Below are 19278 nucleotides of genomic sequence, written 5' to 3'. Positions count from 1 at the left end.
GGTATGGATTTCGAAACGACACTTGACCAGGTCCGACGCCACCAATCCAAGGGCCGGGCCATGCTTTACGGCATTGCCGGCATCCGCGATTGCGAGGCGTACGCGCAGGGCTGCTGGGTGGAGTCGGCAGACGGCCGGCGCTACCTCGATTTCGGCTCCTTCTCGGTCTTCTTGCTCGGGCACCGGCATCCCGCGGTGATTGATGCAGTCAGCCAGCAACTACAGCGCCTCCCGCTGTCCAGTCGCACCCTGCCATCACCCATGCAGGCCGAAGCCTGCGCCCGGTTGGCCGGCCTCGCGCCAGACGGGCTGTCAAAGGTGATGCTGTTGAACTCCGGCACCGAGGCCGTCGAAGCCGCGATCAAGCTGGCCAGGGCGCGCACCGGGCGGCACAAGCTCGTGTACCTGGAGAAGTCGTACCACGGCAAGACGATGGGTGCGCTGTCGGTCACCGACGCCGAACTCTTCCGGCGCAACTTCATCGGAGAGCCGTCCGCTTCGATCCGGGCCAGTCGCAGCGATGTTCAACCGCTGTGCGAGTTGATCTTGCGCGAGGCGCCGGCCGCGGTCATCTTGGAGCCGATTCAAGGTGAAGGCGGTATCCACGAGGTGCGTGCCGAGTTTCGGCGCGCCGTCCGCTCCGCTTGTACACAAGCCGGCACGATCCTGATCCATGACGAGATCCAGTGCGGCTTGGGACGCTCGGGCGAGCGCTGGGCCTCGCTCGACGTGGACGATGCCTGTCCCGACATCCTGCTGGCCGGCAAGGGTCTGGGTGGCGGCGTCATGCCAATCTCAGCGCTTGTCGCCACGGCGGATGCCTTCATGCCCTACGACCGCGACCCCATCCTGCACAGCTCCACCTTCGGCGGCAATCCGCTGGCATGCGCCGCCCTGATCGCCACCATCGACGTCTTGCAGAAGAACGAGCTATGGCAAACGGCAAGGGCACTGGGACTGCTGGCGCATCAGGGACTGTCCGCGCTGGCTCAGCGTCATCCGGCACTTTTCTCACACGTCACCGGACGGGGCCTCATGCTGGGCCTGCATTGCCGCTCAGGCGAGGTGGCCGCCTATTTCATCAGGCGCTGCGCCGAGCAGCGCCTGCTCCTAACCCCATGCCTCACGACCCCGGAGGTGATCCGCTTCACGCCACCCCTGGTCGCCACCGAAGCCGACATCGGCTTTTCATGCGAAGCGATGGAAGCCGCATCGCAATATGTTCAACTGGATTTGGTTTGAGGGAGTCGTCTGAAATGCCCCTGATCGTCGTCAAAGAACGAATTGAAGAGCCCATCGCCAAAGTTTGGGAATTGGTGAAAAACATCGAGGACTACCCGAGGTTCATGAAGCCCGTGCGCGAGGTCAAGGTGCTGTCCCGAACGGGCGACGTCACCGATGCTGAATGGGAGATTGAACTCAAGGGCAGCCTGCTGCGCTGGTCCGAGCGCGAGATCTGTCGCCCGGAGGAGCACCGCATTGAGTTCGTGCAGATCGAAGGCGACCTGGAAAAGTTCGAGGGACATTGGGATTTGAAGGCAGCGTCCCCCGAGGCGACGGAGGTCGAACTGCAGGTCGACTTCGAGATCGGTATCCCGATGCTGCGGGACATGCTCAATCCGGTTGCCGAAAAGGCGCTGCGCGAGAACGCCATCACCATGTTGCGTTCGTTCCACACGCGCAGCGTGGCCGACCTCACATGAAGCGGATCGACGACGTTTCCGACTGGGCCATCTGGCGCTGCCATGGGACCTTCCGGTACCTGTATCACCTGCAGGCAGCGGTCGATGACCTCGTCGGTGCGGCCAAGGCGCTGCAGTGGGACGTAGCCGCCTACGCGCTGAGAGAAGCGACGCTTCTAGCCATCTCGATTCGCAAGATGCCGCAGCGCAGCGACATCGTTCCGGATGTAGGCGACGGTTTCTCTGGACTTCTCTGCGCCTACGACCCCACGGGCGAGCCGGGGCTCGAAGCGCTATACGCAGCCGTCAATCGCGCCGCCGCTTCGCCGACGGCGGACAGTGTCGAGGCCGCCTTCTCGCTGCTGGATCAATACGTTCGGGAGACCGAATCCATGCTCGGCTACAGCCACGAGATCCCGGAGCTACGCTCTGCGAGGGGCACGTCCATGCTGCTGCGCCTGTTCCGCGAAGGGGATCAGTTCGCGCAGTCGCTGGGCCTGCCGTCTGCCGTGCCACCCGATTGGGCGACGAAGGAAAGCGAATGAGCAAGAGCGCCAGCCTGCAGGCAGAGATGGACCGGCACGGCCTGACCGACGAGGATCTGCTTGGCGAAGTGTTGTCCGTGGCACCAAAGGCCAGCGCCGTCATCGTGACCGGCTCGCTTTCCGCGGGCTTCGGGAACCAGCACAGCGACATCGACCTCGTTTGCATCATCGCCGATGGGCACTTCTCGAAGCTGCCCATCATGATCTACAGGGGCGACGCGAAGATTGACTGCGAATACTGGATGTTGCCGGACCTGGTGAGCGCCAAAGACCATCTCACTCAGTCCCATATGCTCGAGGCGGTGGGCGACTTGCGCCTTTGGAAGAAGCTGACCCGCGCACTGCTGTCGTTGACCAAGCTGAACATCGCCCATGTGCTGCACACCACTGAGGAGATCAAGCCGCTGTTCGACCACGTGCAGTCGCCCGCCTTTGCCGAGTCCGTTCGCTTATGGTGGGGGCTTGAGTCGCTGCGTCTGCTGACGGCCGCTCGCCAGGTTCTGCCGGCGGCGCCCCGCCTCGCCAACAACCTGTACTCCGAATCGGTGTTCGCCGCCCTTTCCGCGCAGGCGACGCAGCAGAGCCTTCTATTCGGTAAGAAGTGGCTTGGCGCGAAGCTGCGCCGGATGGAGGACCAGCGTGGGCTTGCGCTGTACCACTTGGCCCTGATGTTGCCGGGCGGGAGCGAGCATGAAGTGCGCGAGCGCTGTGCCCAACTCGACGACGCAGTGGCTTGCTCCGCCACGATAACGCCCTGGCTGTCCCGCCCCTTGGAATTGACGTGGTGGCTGGCTCCTAGCGCCCGCCTAAGCAAGTTCGCCGACTGCGTTTTGCTGTGGCAGGGAAAGGCCGGCTACGAGTTCCCCCGGCGCCACGCTGCCGAGTCGTGGCAGCCCGGCGGTGTGATCGGCAACCTGCAAGGCGCCGATCGTGAAGAGCATCTCGTCGCCTCACTGTTCAAGGATGGCTTGACCTGGCCAGGGCTCGTGATGTCGGCGAGGAATCCGGAATGAGCGGCCATATCCTCGTTACCGGCGCTACAGGCGCCTTGGGCACGGGCGTGATGGTGAGGCTGCTGGAGACCCTGCCCGACACTCGCTTCACCATCCTGACCCGCCGCCCCGGCCAGGGTGCGGCACACCCGCGTGTCGAGGAGCTGCGGTGCGACCTCATGGCCGACGGATGGACGGAGCTCTTGCCGCGGCGCCTGGCCCAGACGCTTACCGGCGTGCTGCACATGGCGGCGGACGTGCGCTGGAATGTCAGCGCAGTTGAGGCGCTGAACATGAACACCAGGGTTTGCGCCCGGCTGGCAGACTGGGCGAGCCACAACTGCCACAAGCTCGAACACTTTTGCTACGTCTCAACAGCTTATGTCGAAGCGCCGTCTCACCTGAAAGGCGCGCCAGGGTTCTTCGAGCACGAAGGCCGTGTCTTCAACAACTCGTACGAATTCTCGAAGAGCATGGGCGAACGTGAGGTACTGGCACGGTCGCTGCCTTCAGTGATCGTACGGCCCAGTCTGATCGTGGGCGACTCTCGCACTGGACAGATTGGCCGCTTCAACGGCTTGTACACGGTGCTGCGCTTCGCCTCCCAGGGGCTGTTGCCGATCGTGGCCGGCAATCGCCAAGCCTACGTGGACATCGTGACGTTGGACACGGTCGTCAAGGCAGTGCAACTGGCCTTTGGCCGCCGGCCAGAGCCTGCAGGCCAAATCGTATGGGCGATCAGCGGCGCTATGTCTCCAAAGGTCGAAGACGTGATGAACGTTTCGTTCCAAGGGCTCAACGCGTTCCGCCGCCAGCGAGGCGCCTCTGCGATCGACATGCCAGCCGTAGTTCCTTACGACACCTATCGCCGGCTTTACAAGCCTTGGTTCGAACAGCAAGCCTCGGCGATACAGAAAAGAATCATGGAGTACCTCGACGTGTACACCCCCTATTTCAGCGTGACCGACGTGTTCCGACCCGAGGCGGGCCACACGGTCGTGCAATCTCCCGATTGGCGCCTGGCCTTGCCGAGAATCGTGGAGCACTGGTGTGAGGCCAACGACATCATGGCCTTGAAGCCGCTGCGCAGATGGGAAAGATCGTCTAACACAATTGCCTCTTAGGGAAGGTCTGATATGGGCGCCTCCCGGATTGCGAGCAACGTTTTCGTTTGATGAAGCAGGAGGCCCGGCGAAACGTCGCCCACAACATCGCTGACGCGGTACGAATGGTTCACCACCGTCTCGTCGACGTTCAGAACTCATGAGAGAGCCGGACCAGGCCCTCGACGGCTCGTTGTCGAAACCTGGATTCGTTTGCGGGGGAAGTCGAAGGCGGCCGGCTGCGATCCTCAGATGAAAGTCAGAGTGCGGATCATGGTCGGGTGCTTGGTCCTGACGCTGGCCTGAAAGGCGACGGTGCGCCAATGGGGGCCTGGCTCCAGCGCGACAAGTCAGAACTGCTTGCGCAAGGTCACCCGAACGCTGCGCGGCTCCGCCGGATGGAAGTGCTTGTCCTCAACCGCCGCTGCCTCCCCCGGCAGCCGGGATTCGTAGAAGTACTCGATGTCGTTCGCCTTGCGGTCGAGCAGGTTGAAAACGTCCAGCGTCACTTCGGTGTCCTGTCCGAACTGCCGCGCCACCCGCAGGTTGGTCAGCAGGGTTGAAGGCGCCCGCACGGTGTTGTCCTCGATCAAGGAGCGAGGCCCCAGGTAGCGCCACTGTAGGCTGGCCGACCAAGGGCCGAGGTCTTTGACGGTGACCGCGAGCGAAGCCACCCGTTCCACGGCACCGGGGATGTGGTCACCGGCAGGATCGTCGCCCCGGAAACGCGCCCGGGTCCAGGCGAGATCCGCGTCGAGCAGCAGCCACTCCCGCGGCATCCAGCGGTTGTTCCATTCGATACCGCTGCGCCGGCTGGGCCGGTTCGCTTCGGTCGTGCCGGCATCGCCCACGTAGACCAGCTCCGAGTCGCTGTCGAGTCTCCAGAAGGCGATGGAGCTCTGCAAGCCGGGGACCGCTTGGGTTCGGGCGCCGATCTCCCAACCCGCGCTCGCCACCAGACCCGGCACACGGTCGGCCGCCTCGCCGCTGCGCGGGTCCACCTCGGCGGTCGTGCCACGTGCATCGTTGCTGTGAAAACCGCGGCCGGTGTTGACGAACAGCTCGGTCTTGGCCCACGGGCCGAAGATCGCGGACAGCTTGGGCGAGACACGGGTCGCGGAGGTTTTCCCGGAGTTGGCCTCCAGCGAGCTGTCGACGTCGAAACGGTAGCGATCGACTCGAACACCCGCCACCGTCCTCAGCCAGGGGGTCCACTCCAGGTGGTTCTCCGCATACAGGCCGCCCCCGGTTTGCCGCATCTCGTCCTCGCGCGTCGTCGCAAAGCGACGACGCGCCTCGGTGTCGAACAGGCCGACGTCGATGCGGTCATGGCGCAACTGCAGGCCCACCTCGGTGCGCGACGGCAGGCTGAAGAAGCTGTGCTCCCAGTCCTGGGCCACCTGGAACCCCGCAACGGTGCGCCCGTCGCGCTGCTCGAACTGGTCGCCTGATGCCGGGCGCTCCAGCGCGTAGGTGAAGTTGGAAAACAGCTGCAGCTGATAGCGCATCAGGTAGGCGAAGGCGCGCACCCCGCCGCGGCCGCTTTGCTCATGCCATTCCCCGGAGAGGCTGTAGCGCGAGGTGTTGCCACCGTCCGACCGGTCGACCGCATCGAAGCGCCCGAGCTGGCCGCGGTCGACGGCCCGCTGCGGCACCTGGTCGGTCGAGTTCCAGCTGGCGTCATACGCCATGGCCGTGGCGGACCAGCCGCGCGCCGTGCTGCCGTCGCTCAGGCTGAGCACACCGTTGACCTTCTTCAGGCGCTCCGGCAAGCTCCAGGGCCCGTCGTTGCGGGCCAGCTCGATGGCGCCGAGCAGCATGCTGCCATTGCCGAGCAGCGTCGAGCCCGCAGTCACCAGGCGCTGGTACCGGTGCTCGCCCAGGGTGAGCTGAGCAAAGGGCTGATCCAGCCGGCGCCGATAGCGAATGTCGGCCGAGCCCGCCGAGGCGAAGTCGCCGTAACGGGCGAAATACGGACCCTTGCGATAGTCGATGCGCTCCACCAGCTCCGGCAGCATGAAATTGAGGTCGCTGTAGCCCTGCCCGTGGCCATGGCTCGGCATGTTGACCGGCATGCCGTCCACCCACGTCGCGAAGTCGGTGCCGTGGTCGAGGTTGAAGCCGCGCAGGAAATACTGATTGGCTTTGCCGTCGCCGCTGTGCTGCGTGACGATGACCCCGGGAACGAACTCCAGCACTTCCCCTGGGCGCTGGGCCGGCCGGCTCTTGAGCAGCTCTTGGCGGATGCGGCCTTGCGAGGCCGCGTCGGAGCTGCCCACCGCGTTGTCGTAGTGGCCGCGGACGGTCACAGGCGCCAACACCGCATCGGTGGACTGGGCAAAGGCCGGTGCAGCGCCGATGACAAGCGGCACGGCGAGTGGCAAACAGCGGTTCACGAGCGGCATGGGTTCCCCCCAACGAGGTTGTCGTGGCAAAGCACCGCAGCCTAGAAGCGGCGGGACTGAGAAGGATTACGGTCGCGGCCCCAAATCGGATGCGGCGCCTTCGTTCGGCCCCCTGATTCAGGGGGGCGGCGCCGCAGCTTGGCCTGCTCGCTGGACTCGTAGCGCTTAGCGCAGGGAGACCGCCCCGTGAAGGCAGCTGCCTGGCCGGCGTTCAAGCGGCCCGTGCCTGGAGGCACCGGCGTGAAGCCATCCCGATCCGCTGACCGTTGCGGGGGCAGCACAGGCTTTGCCTTGCATGGCCAGACGCACCTGTTTCCCGTTCAACCCGCGTCGCGGGATGCGGCGCGGGCACCTTCGTCCCGGGTCATCCAGCAGTCGGACTGCCGGATGACCGGCGCATTCCACGAGGACATGGATCGTCCTCTGTCCTCTGACGCTCCCAGGCCTAGGATCGGACCGTGCGGTCAGAGCCGCGGAGGACGAGCAAGCGCAGTCCCTCCAGCGTCAGCAGCGCGAGCAAACTCCATCCGAACACCGGCATCGCCCAGGCCAATGCGGCAGCGACGGGCCACAGCCAGCGGGGCGACAGATGCACGTCGGCCAGCTCCAGCCGAGGCACGGCCACCGTGCCGCGTGGCCGCCGCGACCACCACATCACGAGCCCCGAGACCACGGAGAAAAGAGCCGCCAGCGCCGCCAGCGCGAGCAGCACTTGGTTCCACAAGCCGAACTCGCCGCGGTGGAAGGGGATGCCCACCGCAGTCGCACGCGACAGCAGCGGCAGTTCGTTCCAGCCGCTGGCGAACAGGGTCTGTCCTGAGTAGGCATCGACCACCCTCGTGAAGCGACCGCGGGGTTGGCTGCGGTCGAAGTTCTCGACACGCCAGGTGCCGTCGGGCGTGATGGGTGGCGTCAGCTGCATCGACACGTCGGGGGCTTGCGCACGAACCAGGTCGTAGACGGCCTGCCAGCCGAGCGGCTCCCGCCCGACGGCCGGCGCCGAGCGCAACGACGGCGGCGGCTTCGGGGTGGCCTGGCCCAGCGCCTCCTGCGCAACGCGGAAGTTCTCGCCGCTGTAGCGGGTCCAGGTCAGTCCGGTGATCAGCACCACCGAGAGCACCAGCCCCAGCGCAATCGCCACCGTGGCGTGCAGGTCGCGCCAGGTGCGGCGCCCCCGCCCCCAGCGTGGCAGCAAGGCGCGCCAACCAGGTCCGCCCTGCGACTGCGCGCGCGGCCACCACAAGGTCAAGCCGGTCGCAAACAGCACCAGCATCCAACTGGCGCCCAACTCCAGCAGCCAACGCCAGCCGTCGCCCTGCAAGACGCTCGAGTGCAGCTTCTTGGCCCAAGTCTTGAAACGCTGCATCTCCTGTAGCTGGCCCAGCACTTGGCCGGTGTACGGATCGACATAGACGATGCTGCCGGTTGGCAGGCCGTGGTCGTGTTGGAGGGTGGGCTTGTTCCCCGCAGCGGGACGTGCTCCGTGCGCTGCACTGTGGTCGCCGTGCATCGCCTGTGCAGCGTGCGGCGGGCGCAGATAAACCTGCGTGCTGTCTGCGGGTCCGTGGGCGGGCACCACGTGGCGCAGCTCGGCGTGCGGGTGGGCGGCCTGGACGGCGGCCACCTGCGCGTCCAGCGGCAGCCGCGCTTGCCTCACCGCCACTCGGTCCAGTTCCGCGTAGAGCGCGGCCTCAACCTGTGGCGAGACCACGTAGATCAGCCCGGTCACCGCGGCAAACAGCAGGATGGGCGCTCCGAGCAGGCCGGCCCAGAAGTGCAGGCGCCAGAACAGGCGGCGCAGGGCCGCCTCGCGCGATAGTGTGATGTCGACGGAAGCGCTGTTCATGGCGTACTCCTCACTGGGCGAACCGCAGCTCGGCAAAGAACGTGCGTCCCGGGTAGGGATGGGACTGGTAGGCGTGCTGGTCGTTGACGTTGTTCACCCCCAGCGCCAGCTCCAACTCGCGGGTGGCCTTGTACGTGCCGCGCAGATCGAGTTGGTTGACCTTCGAGACGCCGCCGTAGACGCCTGGGTTCACGTCGAGGTTGTAGGTGTCGTTGTAGGCCCGGCCCTGGTGCCGGTAGCCGGCGGCCAGCAGCCATTTGTCGTCGGGCCGCCAGCTCACCTGCAGCGTTGCCCGGGTGCGCGGCACCCGCAGCCACCACTGGCCGACCATCGCCGGGTCTTTGCGGTTGGCCACCACCTCGCTCTTGAAGGTGTAGGCAGCGCTCGCCTCCATCCCCAGGCGCTTCACGAACAGGTCCTCGGCCGACCAGGCCAGTTCGATCCCGCTGGTCTTCACGCGGTCGACGTTCTGTACACAGGTGTAGGTGCTGGCCGTGGTGGATTGCGTCTTGCAGACGGTCGGATCGCTGGTCGACTGACGCAGGATGGCGTCTTTCACGTCGTCGTGGAACAGCGAGACCCGCAGGCGTTGACGCGCCCACTCCTGCTCCGCGCTCAGCTCGATCGCATCCGAGGTCTCGGCCTGGAGGTTCGGGTCGGACAGCGTCTGGCTGGTCGCAGTGACGCTGCCGTTGTACAGCTCCTCGACGTTGGGGAAACGCACGCCGCGGCCGACGCTGAGCTTCAACAGCAGGCTGTCGGTGGCAGCGAAGGCGAGCGCGGCCTTGGGCGAATGTCCGCGCAGGCGCCGGCTGTGGTAGGTCACGGTCGTACCGCCGCCGAGCTGCTGGCCGTCGAAGGCCTTGAACCGCTCTTCTCGCCAGCCGAGCGTGAGCCGCCAGTCGTCGGCGAAGCGCCAGGTGTCTTGCGCGTACAGCGCGACGACCTCGGTCTTGCCTCGATAGAACTGCGACAGGGCGCCTTGGTCGGACTTCCAGTTGCCCGGGGCCGCAACGCTGTCCACGGTCTGGTCGAGCTTGTAGCCGTTGCGATGGAGGCCGAAGGCGAGGCTGTGACGACCGCCGGTCCAGTCGCCCGCGCTGGGAGTCCAGGTCGCCTGCACCTCCGCCGTGTTCCAGCCGGTGCCGTCACGCCGGGTGATGCTGCCGACACCGCCGCCGGCCGCCACGGGGTCGGGGTTGTCAGCCTGCCGCTGGGTGTCCCTCAGGATGCGGTAGTCCGAGACCACCAGAGACGTGTTCCAGCCCTGGGCATGGCGGGTCTTGAGGGTGGCGCCGAGCTGCTGGTGGGTTTCTTTTCGTGTGTAGGGCGAGAAGGCAGAGGCGGGGATGTAGAAGCGGTTGTTGCCGTCGCTGACCACGCCCGACCACACCGGGGCGCCGGAAGCGTCCCGCAGAAAGCTGACGTTGCGCGTTTTGGTGTCGTTGTGCCACCAGGCGGCCATCGCGCTGGCTTCCAGGTCCGGCGTGAAGCGGTAGCCGGCTCGCAGGTTGAAGGTGTCCTGCACGGTGTGATCGATGGCACCGCTGTTGGCGCCGAAGACTGCGCGCTTGAGGCCCTTGGGGTCGGTGTCGTAGACGATGCCGCTCACCGGCGTCGCGGGCCCCGGGACCTGGACCTCGGGAAAGCGTCCGGCGGCGTCGGCGCTGACCGTGTGGTACTGCATCGGCTGCGACGTCGAGTTCTGCCGGTTCAGGTCGGCGGCGTACCACAGCCCCGAGGCCAGCCGGTCGCCCAGGTGCAGCGAGAGCTGGTGGCCGTCGTAGTGGTCCTTGTGGCCGTATTGGTCGAAGCTCTGGCGGTAGCCGCTGACGCGCCCGCTGATCTCGAAGGCCTGGGGCGTGCGCTGTGTGACGGCGACGGTGGTGCCGATGGAGTTGCCGGGAAACAGCGCCGAGTAGGGGCCGTAGAGGATGTCCACGCGCTCGATGGCCTCGGGCGAGATCATGTTCCAGCGCGGCGCGTCGAAGCGGCCCAGGAAGTTGCTGATCAGGTAACCGTCGACGTACACGAGCGCGCGGGACGGCTGCAGCGTGCCGAAGCTGCGGCCGGCGATGAGGGCGTTTCGGTCGCCCGGGTAGCGTTTGCGGATGGTGGTGTTGGGGGCGTATTGCAGCGCGTCCTCGGGGTTGACGAGGTTCTGCTCGCGCAGCTGTTGCGCGTCTTTGCTGGCGGTGGTACCGGGCAGTCCGGCCGGCAGGCCGCTGCGCACGGCGGTGCCTTTGACGACGACGGGGGCCAGTTCGGCATCGGTTGCTACGCCTTGCGCGTGGAGGCAGGGCGTGGTGCAGGCGAGCAGGCAGCCGCTGGCGAGCGCGCTGAAGCGGAATCGGTTCTTGGACATGGCAGGTGCGGGTTGGATCGCTTGCCGTCCCCTGACGGGACGTGCAGGCACAGCAGCCCCGGCAGGCGGGGCCTCGTCAAGCTGCGGAGATCAACCTTGAACCGGTGGGGCGTGTAGCCGCCCGGCAAGCCAGCGCCGGCTTGCGTCGAGGGGAACAACAAGGGGTGCTTCGTCCCGCGGGACCACCGCTTGTTGCGGGGCGTGCAGGTGCACGGGGGCGGCGCGCGGCGGGAGCGGAGCGCCGCCGAGCAAGGCAGCCAGCGCGCACTGGGATTCGCTGGCGTGTTGGCCTTGCAGCGGTGTCTGGTGATCGTCCGACGGCGCCTGGTCAACCCGGATGGTGCGCACGCCGTAGAGCGTGCAGATTTCGGCCAAGGCCCACCCATGCTGCCGCGCCGCCAGCGTGGCCAGCAGCGGCATCGCGCTCTGAAGAACCAGCACGGCCGCGACCAGCCACATCCACACGGTGGTGCGGAGCGAGGGGCGGAGGTGTTGGGTGCGGCGCATGAAGGACGGAATTATGCGCGAGCGCTTCCTGGCGCCGGTCGACCATCTCACGGGCGCCGGATGAATGGCGCATCGCGGCATACTCACAGGCGTCCGTCAGGCAGCGGCGGGCGCTTCTGCTTTGACGTCAGCTGCCGCCTTCTTCGCAGGGCCATGGCGCGGTAAGTCGAGTGTCCATCGACTTGCTGTCGTCGACACCGCCGCCGGGACTCGGGACAAGCCCAGCGTACCTACCCCTTTCCGATCAGGCTATGCGCTAGCGCTCCGACAGTTCGGATGGCCGACTCGACGCGTTTGTCGTCCGGATGTCCGTAGCTGAGCCGCAAGAAGTTTGAGAAGCGCCGATCTGCCGAAAATAGATGGCCAGGAGCAACGCTGATGCTGTGCGACAAGGCCAAGCGGTGCAACTGAAGGGCATCGACGGTCGCCGGCAGTTCGACCCACAGAAAATAGCCCCCTTCTGGCCTCGTCAGTCGGGTGCCGGCGGGAAAGTGCTTTGCCACGGCACGTGCTGCGATGGCCTGCTGGCGAGAAAGCGCCTGCCGAAGCTGCCGCAGGTGACGGTCATAGCCACCGCGTTGCAAGTACTCCGCGAGACCCTCCTGCGAGGGTACGGCGGCCGCCAAGGAACTCATCAACTTGCGCCGCGCCACGGTGGTCGCGAACTTGCCTGCGGCCGCCCATCCGACACGGTAGCCGGGCGCCAGGTCCTTCGAGAAGGAACTGCAATGAAGGACCAGACCCTGCCTGTCGTACGCTTTGGCTGGAAGGGGCTTGCGCAGGCCGAAGTACAGCTCCCCGTAGACGTCATCCTCGATCAAGGGAATCCCGCGGTCCGCCAACAGCGTCACCAGGGCCTGCTTGTTCTCGTCGGGCATCAAGCTGCCCAGCGGGTTCTGGAAGTTCGTCATGAACCAGCAGGCTTTGACCGGATGGCGTTCCAGCACGGCCGCCAAGGAGGGGATGTCGACGCCGGTCCGGGGGTGCGTCGCCACCTCCACGGCGCGAAGGTTCAGTCGCTCCACGGCCTGAAGGGCAGCGTAGAAGGTGGGGGCTTCGATGGCCACCAGATCGCCCGGGCTCGTGACCGCTTCAAGACACAGGTTCAGCGCTTCCATGGCGCCATTGGTCACCACAATCTCTTCCGCGCTGACGTTGTATCCGGCCGCCAGATAGCGCAGCGAGATCTGCCGCCGCAGCCTGTCACTGCCCGGCGGGAGATCCTCTACCGTGCGCCATGGGTCGAGTTCACGAACCGCTCGGCTGAGGGAGCGTGAGAGAACTTCGAGCGGAAACAGCTCAGGACTGGGGAACGCTGAGCCGAGGGGAACCAGTTCTCGATTCCTGGCTTGGCTGAGGACCTGGAAGACCAGCTCAGAAATCTCCACCTCCAGGGTTTCCGGCCGGGGGTCAGACGGTGCCGGTTCCGGCTGCTGTGGCAAGCCGGCGTTCCTCACGTAGTAGCCCGATTGAACGCGTTTAGTATTTTTCCGACACTCGACGTGAGTCGAGGGCCGCTCAGCTGCTTGCGCGCAAGCGGCTGAGCGGTCGACGGGTCTTCTGGCAGATTGGGGATGCGACCCCACCAATCTGACCCAGGAGAACACCGTGACCGCCCAGACCCACAGTATCAAGCGGAAGCTGTCGCTTCTGCAGTTGGCCGACGAACTTGGCAACGTGGCCAAGGCTTGCAAAATCATGGGCTTCCACCGCGACACCTTCTACGAAGTCCGTCGTGCCTTCCAGACCGGCGGCGTCGCCGCCCTCGTCGAGAGCCGCCGCGGTGCCCGTGGCCCGCATCCGAACCGGGTGGCGCCGGAGATCGAGACCCAGGTTCTCGACTACTGCCTCAAGCGCCCCACACACGGGGCTCAGCGCGTGTCCAACGAGCTGCGCCTGGCCGGCGTCGAGGTCTCACCCTCGGGCGTGCGCGGCGTGTGGCTGCGCAACGACCTGGAGACCCGGTACAAGCGCCTGATGCGGCTGGAGCGCGAGAGCCGAGACAACACGACCTTCGTGCTCACCGATGATCAGGTGAGGCTGCTGGAGCGTCACAGCCCCGACTTCCGTTGCCGCCATGTGCACTCCAGCGCTCCCGGCGAGTTGCTGAACCAGGACACCTTCTACTGGGGCACGCTCAAGGGCGTGGGCAAGGTCTACGTGCAGGTGGTCATCGACACCTTCTGCAGCCTGGCGTTCGCCAAGTGCTACAGCTCCAAGATGCCGATCACCGCATGCGACCTGCTGTACGAGCGCGTGCTGCCGTTCTACGAAGCGCTGGGCGTTCCGGTGAAGGCCGTCTTGACGGACAACGGGCGCGAGTTCTGCGGCAAGCCCGAGACGCACCCGTACGAGCTGCTGCTGGCGCTGGAGGACATCGAACACCGGAACACCAGGGTGGCCACGCCGCGTACCAACGGCTTCGTCGAGCGCATGAACCGCACGCTGCTGGACGAGTGCTTCAGGGTCAAGGGGCGCGAGACGTTCTACATCTCGATCGACGAAATCCAACGCGACCTCGACGAGTTCATGGCGTACTACAACCTCGAACGCAGCCACCAGGGCTACCGGCTCAACGGTCGCACGCCAGCGCAAGCGCTACGTGAAGCGCTGAGCATCAAGAAGCTGCCGAACCTGCGCTTCACAACCGATCCATCTATGGATACATCAACTACAGCCACGGAGGTCATCGCCGACAGCTCCACCACCTAAACTCACCGCGCGCCAGAAGGCCCGACTGTCGGGGAAATACTCAACCAGAACACGTGTCCCTGTTCGCGCCCTATACCGTCATGATCAAGCTGACGACGCTCAATGGTTTCGTGATGTCGATCACGATGGCCGTGATCGGCGTCATCTGCGCGATGCGGGGTGTGGCCCAAGCACGCTACTTCATGCTGGCCTGGGCGATCTTCTTGGGTGGCGTGGCCGTGTATCCGCTGAAAACGATCGGCCTGCTGCCGAACGTCTTCCTTACCGAGTACAGCATGCAGATCGGCTCGGCGCTGGAAGCGCTGCTGCTGTCCTTTGCGCTGGCGCACCGCATGAAAGTGCTGGAGCAGCAGAACCGGCGCATCCAGGCCGAGGCCACCAGCCAGCTCGAGCAACGGGTCCAGCAGCGCACGCACGAGCTGGACGAGGCGCTGTGCAACCTTTCGGAGGCCAACAACGAGCTGCAAAGGCTCAACGTGCTGGACGGCCTGACCGGCGTGAAGAACCGCAAGTACTTCGACGAGCAGCTGGCCTTGCAGCTGAAGGTGGCCGGGCGCAGCCGGCAGCCGCTGTCGCTGCTGCTGATCGACATCGACCACTTCAAGGCCGTCAATGACCGCCACGGCCACCTGGCCGGCGACGCCTGCCTGCGCGCGGTGGCCCGCGCGATCGCCGAGTCGCTACTGCGCGCGGGCGACGAGGTGGCGCGTTACGGCGGGGAGGAATTCGCGGTGCTGCTGCCGCAGACCGACGCGGCGGGCGCCGAGCGGCTGGGCGAGCGCATCCGCGCCGCGGTCGAGCAGTTGGGGGTGCTGCACGAATGCACACCGGTGCCGCTGACGGCCAGCATCGGCGTGGCGGTTGTCGCCGAGCCCGACGAGACCGGCGAGCGGCTCATCGCGGCCGCCGACGCGGCCCTCTACGAGGCCAAGCACCACGGGCGCAACCAGGTGCGGATCGCCGCGGCATTGGGACCACAGGGGGCCTCGTCGCGTTCGCAGCCATCAAGCGGCACGACCGCAAACTAGGACACAGCGAGGCGCACGAGCCGCGGACGGAAGAAGGGATGAGGAATGCAGCGCGATGGCTGACCATCCTGCTCGAGCGCAACGGCCCCTTCGCCGCGACGAAGCGGGGCAAAGGGGCAACGGCATCAGCGTTGACTACCATCCCGCGCGACCAGTTTCGACAGCAAGCGCGCGCTGAACCCGCCATCCTGGCAATCCATCGGAGCTTGTGTCGATCTATCGGGACATGGCCGGGCAACTCATCCGGGTCGGCGGAGCACAGCCGCGAGAGGCGGTGACGGCCGCCCTCTCGTCTGACTGCCGCCCCAGGTGACGGCGGGAGGAGAGGGAGGCCGGCCGATCCCCGCACTGACCGGGAATCACCATTTCAGTGCTCCTTCAGCGCGCTCTTCGCACAGCTTGCACCAAAAACCAGCCGACATGACAGCGCTCCCCGTCCGACGCCGGTGTCCGGACTGGCACCGTTCTTGCGGACCTGTGTTGCAACGAGAGGAGCGCAGTGATCGCTTCTTGACATGAGCGCTAGGGTTCCGGTCGCGGCTGCCGTTGTTTCGGTCACTGCGGCGCCTGGTCCAAGAGCGCTCGGCCTTCGGCGGCGGTTTACCGTCTGAGGCTCCACGGCGGGACAAAAGCCCGGGAGGTTCACTTCGCTTGAAGAAGTGCCCTCTCGTGTTTTCGCAACCAGCCTGGAGCCCGTCATGTCCCGATCCGCTTTGTCATTGCCGCGCCGCGCCGCGTGCGCCGCGCTGCTCGCCCTCGCCACCGCGACCTCCGCACTGACTTCGCTGCCGGCGGCGGCCGAGGTGAAGGTCGGCGTGTCGGACTGGCCAGGCTGGGTGGCCTGGTACATCGCCGAGCAAAAAGGCTATTTCAAGAAGCACGGCGCCGACGTCAAGCTGGTCTGGTTCGCCAACTACAGCGACTCGATCGCCGCGCTCTCGTCCGGCCAGCTCGACGCCAACTCGCAAACCCTGTCCGACACGCTGGGCCCGCTGGCCAAAGGCCTGCCACTGAAGGCCGTGCTGGTGAACGACAACTCGGCGGGCAACGACGCCTTGATGGTCAGTCCCAAGATCAAGTCCTTCGCCGACCTGAAGGGCAAGAGCATCGCGCTCGAGCAATACAGCGTGTCGCACTTCGTGCTGGCCACCGCGCTGTCGAAAAACGGCTTGAAACCCGGCGATGTGAAGATCGTCAACCTGTCGGCCGGTGATGCGGCGGCCGCTTTCCTGACCGGCCGCGTCGATGCCGCCGTGCTGTGGAACCCGTGGATCCAGCAGATTCAGCAAAGCGGCAAGGGCCGCCCCCTGTTCACCTCGAAAGACATGCCGGGCCTGGTCCCTGACCTGCTGGTGGCGCAGGAGAAGTCGATCCAGGGCAAGCGCCGTGAGCTGGTCGGCATGATCAAGGCGTGGTTCGAGACCGAGAAGTTCATCCGCGAGCAGCCCGACGAAGCGGTGAAGATCATGTCCAAGGTGGTGTCGATGTCGCCGGGGGACTACAAGGTGTTCCTGCCCGGGACCCGCTTTTTCGATGCGGCAGCCAACAAGAGCGCCTTCGACGCGAAGCACCCGCAATCGCTGGTCGGGGTGGCGCCCAGCATCGCGGCCTTTCTCGGTGAGCACAAGCTGATCGAGGGCAAGCCCGACATGGCACGCGGCATCGACGCCTCGTTGCTGGCGGACGCGCTGAAGTGATGTGGGCGATTCGTCATCCGATCCCGCGGCGCCGCTACTGGCTGCTGGCGCTCGCGGGTTTCTTCGTCCCCCTGGCGCTGTGGTGGGGGTTGGCGGCCAGCGGCGGTGTCGATGCCGTGTTCCTGCCCGGTCCACGCGAGGTCCTGGCCCGTGTCGGCCTCTGGGCCAGCGAAGACGGCCTGCTGGGGGACGTCGGCATCAGCGTGGGCCGCGTGGTCGCAGGTTGGGCCTTGTCCGCACTGGTGGCCTTGCCGCTCGGCCTGTTCATCGGCACCTGGCGTGCGGCGCAAGCCCTGCTCGAACCCTTGACCGACTTTGTTCGCTACATGCCGGCGGTGGCCTTCGTGCCGCTGGTGATGTTGTGGGTGGGCATCGACGAAGGTGCGAAGGTGGCCATCATCTTCATCGGCACCTTCTTCCAGATGGTGTTGATGGTCGCCGAGGACACCCGGCGCGTGCCGATGGCGCAGATCGAGGCGGCCCAGACCATGGGGGCGACACGCCGCGAGATCGTCGAGAAGGTCATCGTGCCGTCGTCCAAGCCTGCGCTGCTCGACACCTTGCGCATCACGATGGGTTGGGCCTGGACCTACCTCGTGGTGGCCGAACTGGTCGCGGCCAACTCCGGGCTCGGCTACGCCATCCTCAAGGCGCAGCGCTTCCTGCAGACCGACAAGATCTTCGCCGGCATCTTGCTGATCGGCCTGATCGGCCTGGTCATCGACCAGCTGTTCCGAGGGGCCCACCGGCTGGCCTTCCCCTATCTGCACGCGAGGCACTGAGCACCATGGCCCACCACAAGATCGAATGCCGCGGCCTCTTCAAGCACTTCGGCGAGGGCGCCCGGCGGGTCACCGCGCTGCAGGACATCGACCTGTCGATCGCCGACAACGAGTTCGTCACCCTGGTCGGCGCCTCGGGTTGCGGCAAGTCCACCCTGCTGCGCACGCTGGCTGGCCTCGAACAACGCAGCCAGGGTGAGGTGCTGGTCGACGGCCGGCCGGTGTTTGCACCGGGCCCCGATCGCGCGATGGTGTTCCAGCACTACAGCCTCTATCCCTGGCTGAGCGTGATGGGCAACATCAAGTTCAGCCGGCAGCTTGCGTGGCAGACGCGCGACCGCAGCAGTTCGGACGTCGAGGCCGCCGCCGGTCGCGCCGATGCCCTGTTGCGGCTGATGGGCCTGAGCGCGTCGGCACAGGCCTTCCCCAGCCAGCTGTCGGGCGGCATGCAGCAGCGCGTCGCGATTGCGCGTGCCCTGATGAGCCGCCCGCAAATCCTGCTGATGGACGAGCCCTTCGGCGCGCTCGACGCGCAGACGCGCGAGGTCATGCACGACCTGATCCTGCACGTGCACCGTCTCGAACGCACCACCGTGGTGTTCGTCACCCACGACGTCGAGGAAGCGCTCTACCTGGGGCACCGCGTGGTGTTGATGGCGCCGCGCCCGGGACGGGTGGACAGCATCTACGAGGTGCCGTTGCCGGCACGGCGCGAGCAGCGCATGAAGCTGACGCCGGAGTTTCTGGTGCTCAAAGGGCGGATTCTCGACCGCATCCGCGAAACCTCCGGCATGAAAACCGACCTGGAACAACTCGAACGTTTGACGCGCGCTGCAGAGGGCGCCAAGGAGAGCATGACGTGACCCCACTGAAGCCCATTCCCGCCGACCGACTGCTGTGGGAAGAACTGGTGCCCGGCGGCCACCACTGGTCGGGCCTGTTGCGCCGCGGCAGCGTGCTGCGCCTGACGGACCTGCAAGGCGGCGCGAACGTCTCGACGCTGTTCTATCACCATGATGAAAAGCTCGAGCGCTACAACATGCCCGACACGCTGAAGGCGCAGCACACCGCTTACCTCACCACCGGCCACACCTGCCATTCGGACATGGGGCGCGTGTTGTGCTCCATCGTCGCCGACAGCGTCGGCTGGCACGACACCTGGTGTGGTGCCGTCGATGCCGAACAGGTGCGCGCGAAATACGGGGACACCAGCTTCCAGCAGCAGCGCAATGAGATGTACCGCAATGGCCGCGACGGCCTGCTGATCGAACTGGGCAAGTGGGGCCTGGGCAAGCGAGACCTGGTCGCCAACGTCAACTTCTTCAGCAAGGTGGTGTGCGACGAGACCGGGGCACTGCGTTTTGTCGAAGGCCACAGCCGCGCGGACGATGCGGTGGAGCTGCGCTTCGAGATGAACACGCTCGTCGTGCTGTCCACCGCGCCGCATCCGCTCGACCCCCAGCCCCGCTACGCCCCGGCCGGGGTGCGCCTGTCGGCCTGGCGCGGCCACCCGGTGACGGCTGACGATCCCTGCCGCATCCTTTGCCCCCAGAACGGCCGTGCCTTCGCCAACACCGAACGCTTTTATGCCGTTTGACCGACGCTGAGACCGAC

Annotated in this window: 16 protein-coding genes and 2 riboswitches; of the genes, 11 read left to right on the top strand and 5 right to left on the bottom strand. The window is 66.0% G+C overall.

Going from position 1 to position 19278, the window contains the following annotated elements; all coding sequences use genetic code 11:
- The first annotated feature begins 3 nt into the window (after window positions 1-3).
- From OOT46_RS02765 to OOT46_RS02745, 5 genes are read left to right on the top strand one after another with little or no spacing between them, the layout of a single operon-like run.
- The gene (locus OOT46_RS02765; protein WP_265402047.1) at window positions 4-1242 is read left to right on the top strand and encodes an aspartate aminotransferase family protein; all 1239 of its coding nucleotides are present in this window, start codon (window positions 4-6) and stop codon (window positions 1240-1242) included.
- Window positions 1243-1256: 14 nt separating this feature from the next.
- Entirely contained in the window at window positions 1257-1703 is a 447-nt protein-coding gene (locus OOT46_RS02760) for a type II toxin-antitoxin system RatA family toxin (RefSeq protein WP_265402046.1), read from the top strand.
- Complete coding sequence (locus OOT46_RS02755) at window positions 1700-2227, top strand: hypothetical protein (RefSeq protein ID WP_265402045.1); 528 nt, start codon at window positions 1700-1702, stop codon at window positions 2225-2227. Before OOT46_RS02760 ends, OOT46_RS02755 begins: the two co-directional genes overlap by 4 nt.
- Window positions 2224-3240, top strand: a complete 1017-nt coding sequence (locus tag OOT46_RS02750; protein ID WP_265402044.1) for a hypothetical protein — start codon at window positions 2224-2226, stop codon at window positions 3238-3240. The genes OOT46_RS02755 and OOT46_RS02750 overlap by 4 nt, the downstream gene beginning before the upstream one ends.
- On the top strand, window positions 3237-4343 hold the full coding sequence (locus OOT46_RS02745; protein ID WP_265402043.1) for an SDR family oxidoreductase: 1107 nt from the start codon (window positions 3237-3239) through the stop codon (window positions 4341-4343). Before OOT46_RS02750 ends, OOT46_RS02745 begins: the two co-directional genes overlap by 4 nt.
- A gap of 329 nt (window positions 4344-4672) precedes the next feature.
- On the opposite strand, the gene OOT46_RS02740 is transcribed toward OOT46_RS02745, so the two are convergent.
- The 5 genes from OOT46_RS02740 to OOT46_RS02720 form a co-directional block, all read right to left on the bottom strand.
- Entirely contained in the window at window positions 4673-6694 is a 2022-nt protein-coding gene (locus OOT46_RS02740) for a TonB-dependent receptor (protein WP_265402042.1), read from the bottom strand.
- Window positions 6695-6900: 206 nt separating this feature from the next.
- Window positions 6901-7098: riboswitch (cobalamin riboswitch) on the bottom strand.
- 74 nt (window positions 7099-7172) lie between these two features.
- The gene (locus tag OOT46_RS02735; RefSeq protein WP_265402041.1) at window positions 7173-8573 is read right to left on the bottom strand and encodes a PepSY-associated TM helix domain-containing protein; all 1401 of its coding nucleotides are present in this window, start codon (window positions 8571-8573) and stop codon (window positions 7173-7175) included.
- A 10-nt stretch (window positions 8574-8583) separates the two neighbouring features.
- The gene (locus OOT46_RS02730) at window positions 8584-10938 is read right to left on the bottom strand and encodes a TonB-dependent receptor (protein ID WP_265402040.1); all 2355 of its coding nucleotides are present in this window, start codon (window positions 10936-10938) and stop codon (window positions 8584-8586) included.
- 90 nt (window positions 10939-11028) lie between these two features.
- Window positions 11029-11445, bottom strand: a complete 417-nt coding sequence (locus OOT46_RS02725; protein ID WP_265402039.1) for a hypothetical protein — start codon at window positions 11443-11445, stop codon at window positions 11029-11031.
- Window positions 11446-11675: 230 nt separating this feature from the next.
- Window positions 11676-13145: a PLP-dependent aminotransferase family protein gene (locus OOT46_RS02720; protein WP_416136137.1), complete on the bottom strand. Its 1470-nt coding sequence runs from the start codon at window positions 13143-13145 to the stop codon at window positions 11676-11678.
- On the opposite strand from OOT46_RS02720, the gene OOT46_RS02715 reads away from it, so the two are divergent.
- From OOT46_RS02715 to OOT46_RS02690, 6 genes are all read left to right on the top strand, one after another.
- Window positions 13054-14157, top strand: a complete 1104-nt coding sequence (locus OOT46_RS02715) for an IS481 family transposase (RefSeq protein WP_265402037.1) — start codon at window positions 13054-13056, stop codon at window positions 14155-14157. The two genes, OOT46_RS02720 and OOT46_RS02715, sit on opposite strands and share 92 nt — an antisense overlap.
- Before the next feature lie 53 nt (window positions 14158-14210).
- Window positions 14211-15185, top strand: a complete 975-nt coding sequence (locus tag OOT46_RS02710; RefSeq protein WP_265402036.1) for a GGDEF domain-containing protein — start codon at window positions 14211-14213, stop codon at window positions 15183-15185.
- Between the two features lie 511 nt (window positions 15186-15696).
- Window positions 15697-15827: riboswitch (guanidine-I (ykkC/yxkD leader) on the top strand.
- Window positions 15828-15883: 56 nt separating this feature from the next.
- The gene (locus OOT46_RS02705) at window positions 15884-16882 is read left to right on the top strand and encodes an ABC transporter substrate-binding protein (protein WP_265402035.1); all 999 of its coding nucleotides are present in this window, start codon (window positions 15884-15886) and stop codon (window positions 16880-16882) included.
- Entirely contained in the window at window positions 16882-17664 is a 783-nt protein-coding gene (locus OOT46_RS02700; RefSeq protein ID WP_265402034.1) for an ABC transporter permease, read from the top strand. The genes OOT46_RS02705 and OOT46_RS02700 overlap by 1 nt, the downstream gene beginning before the upstream one ends.
- 5 nt (window positions 17665-17669) lie before the next feature.
- A complete protein-coding gene (locus tag OOT46_RS02695) occupies window positions 17670-18527 on the top strand; it encodes an ABC transporter ATP-binding protein (protein WP_265402033.1) in 858 nt (285 codons plus the stop codon).
- Between the two features lie 5 nt (window positions 18528-18532).
- The gene (locus tag OOT46_RS02690; RefSeq protein WP_265402115.1) at window positions 18533-19261 is read left to right on the top strand and encodes an urea amidolyase associated protein UAAP1; all 729 of its coding nucleotides are present in this window, start codon (window positions 18533-18535) and stop codon (window positions 19259-19261) included.
- Window positions 19262-19278: the final 17 nt, after the last annotated feature.

Origin of the sequence: Aquabacterium sp. A7-Y (assembly GCF_026153205.1) — a bacterium.
GTDB lineage: Bacteria > Pseudomonadota > Gammaproteobacteria > Burkholderiales > Burkholderiaceae_C > Caldimonas.
This window is presented reverse-complemented; position numbering and strand designations above follow the sequence as displayed.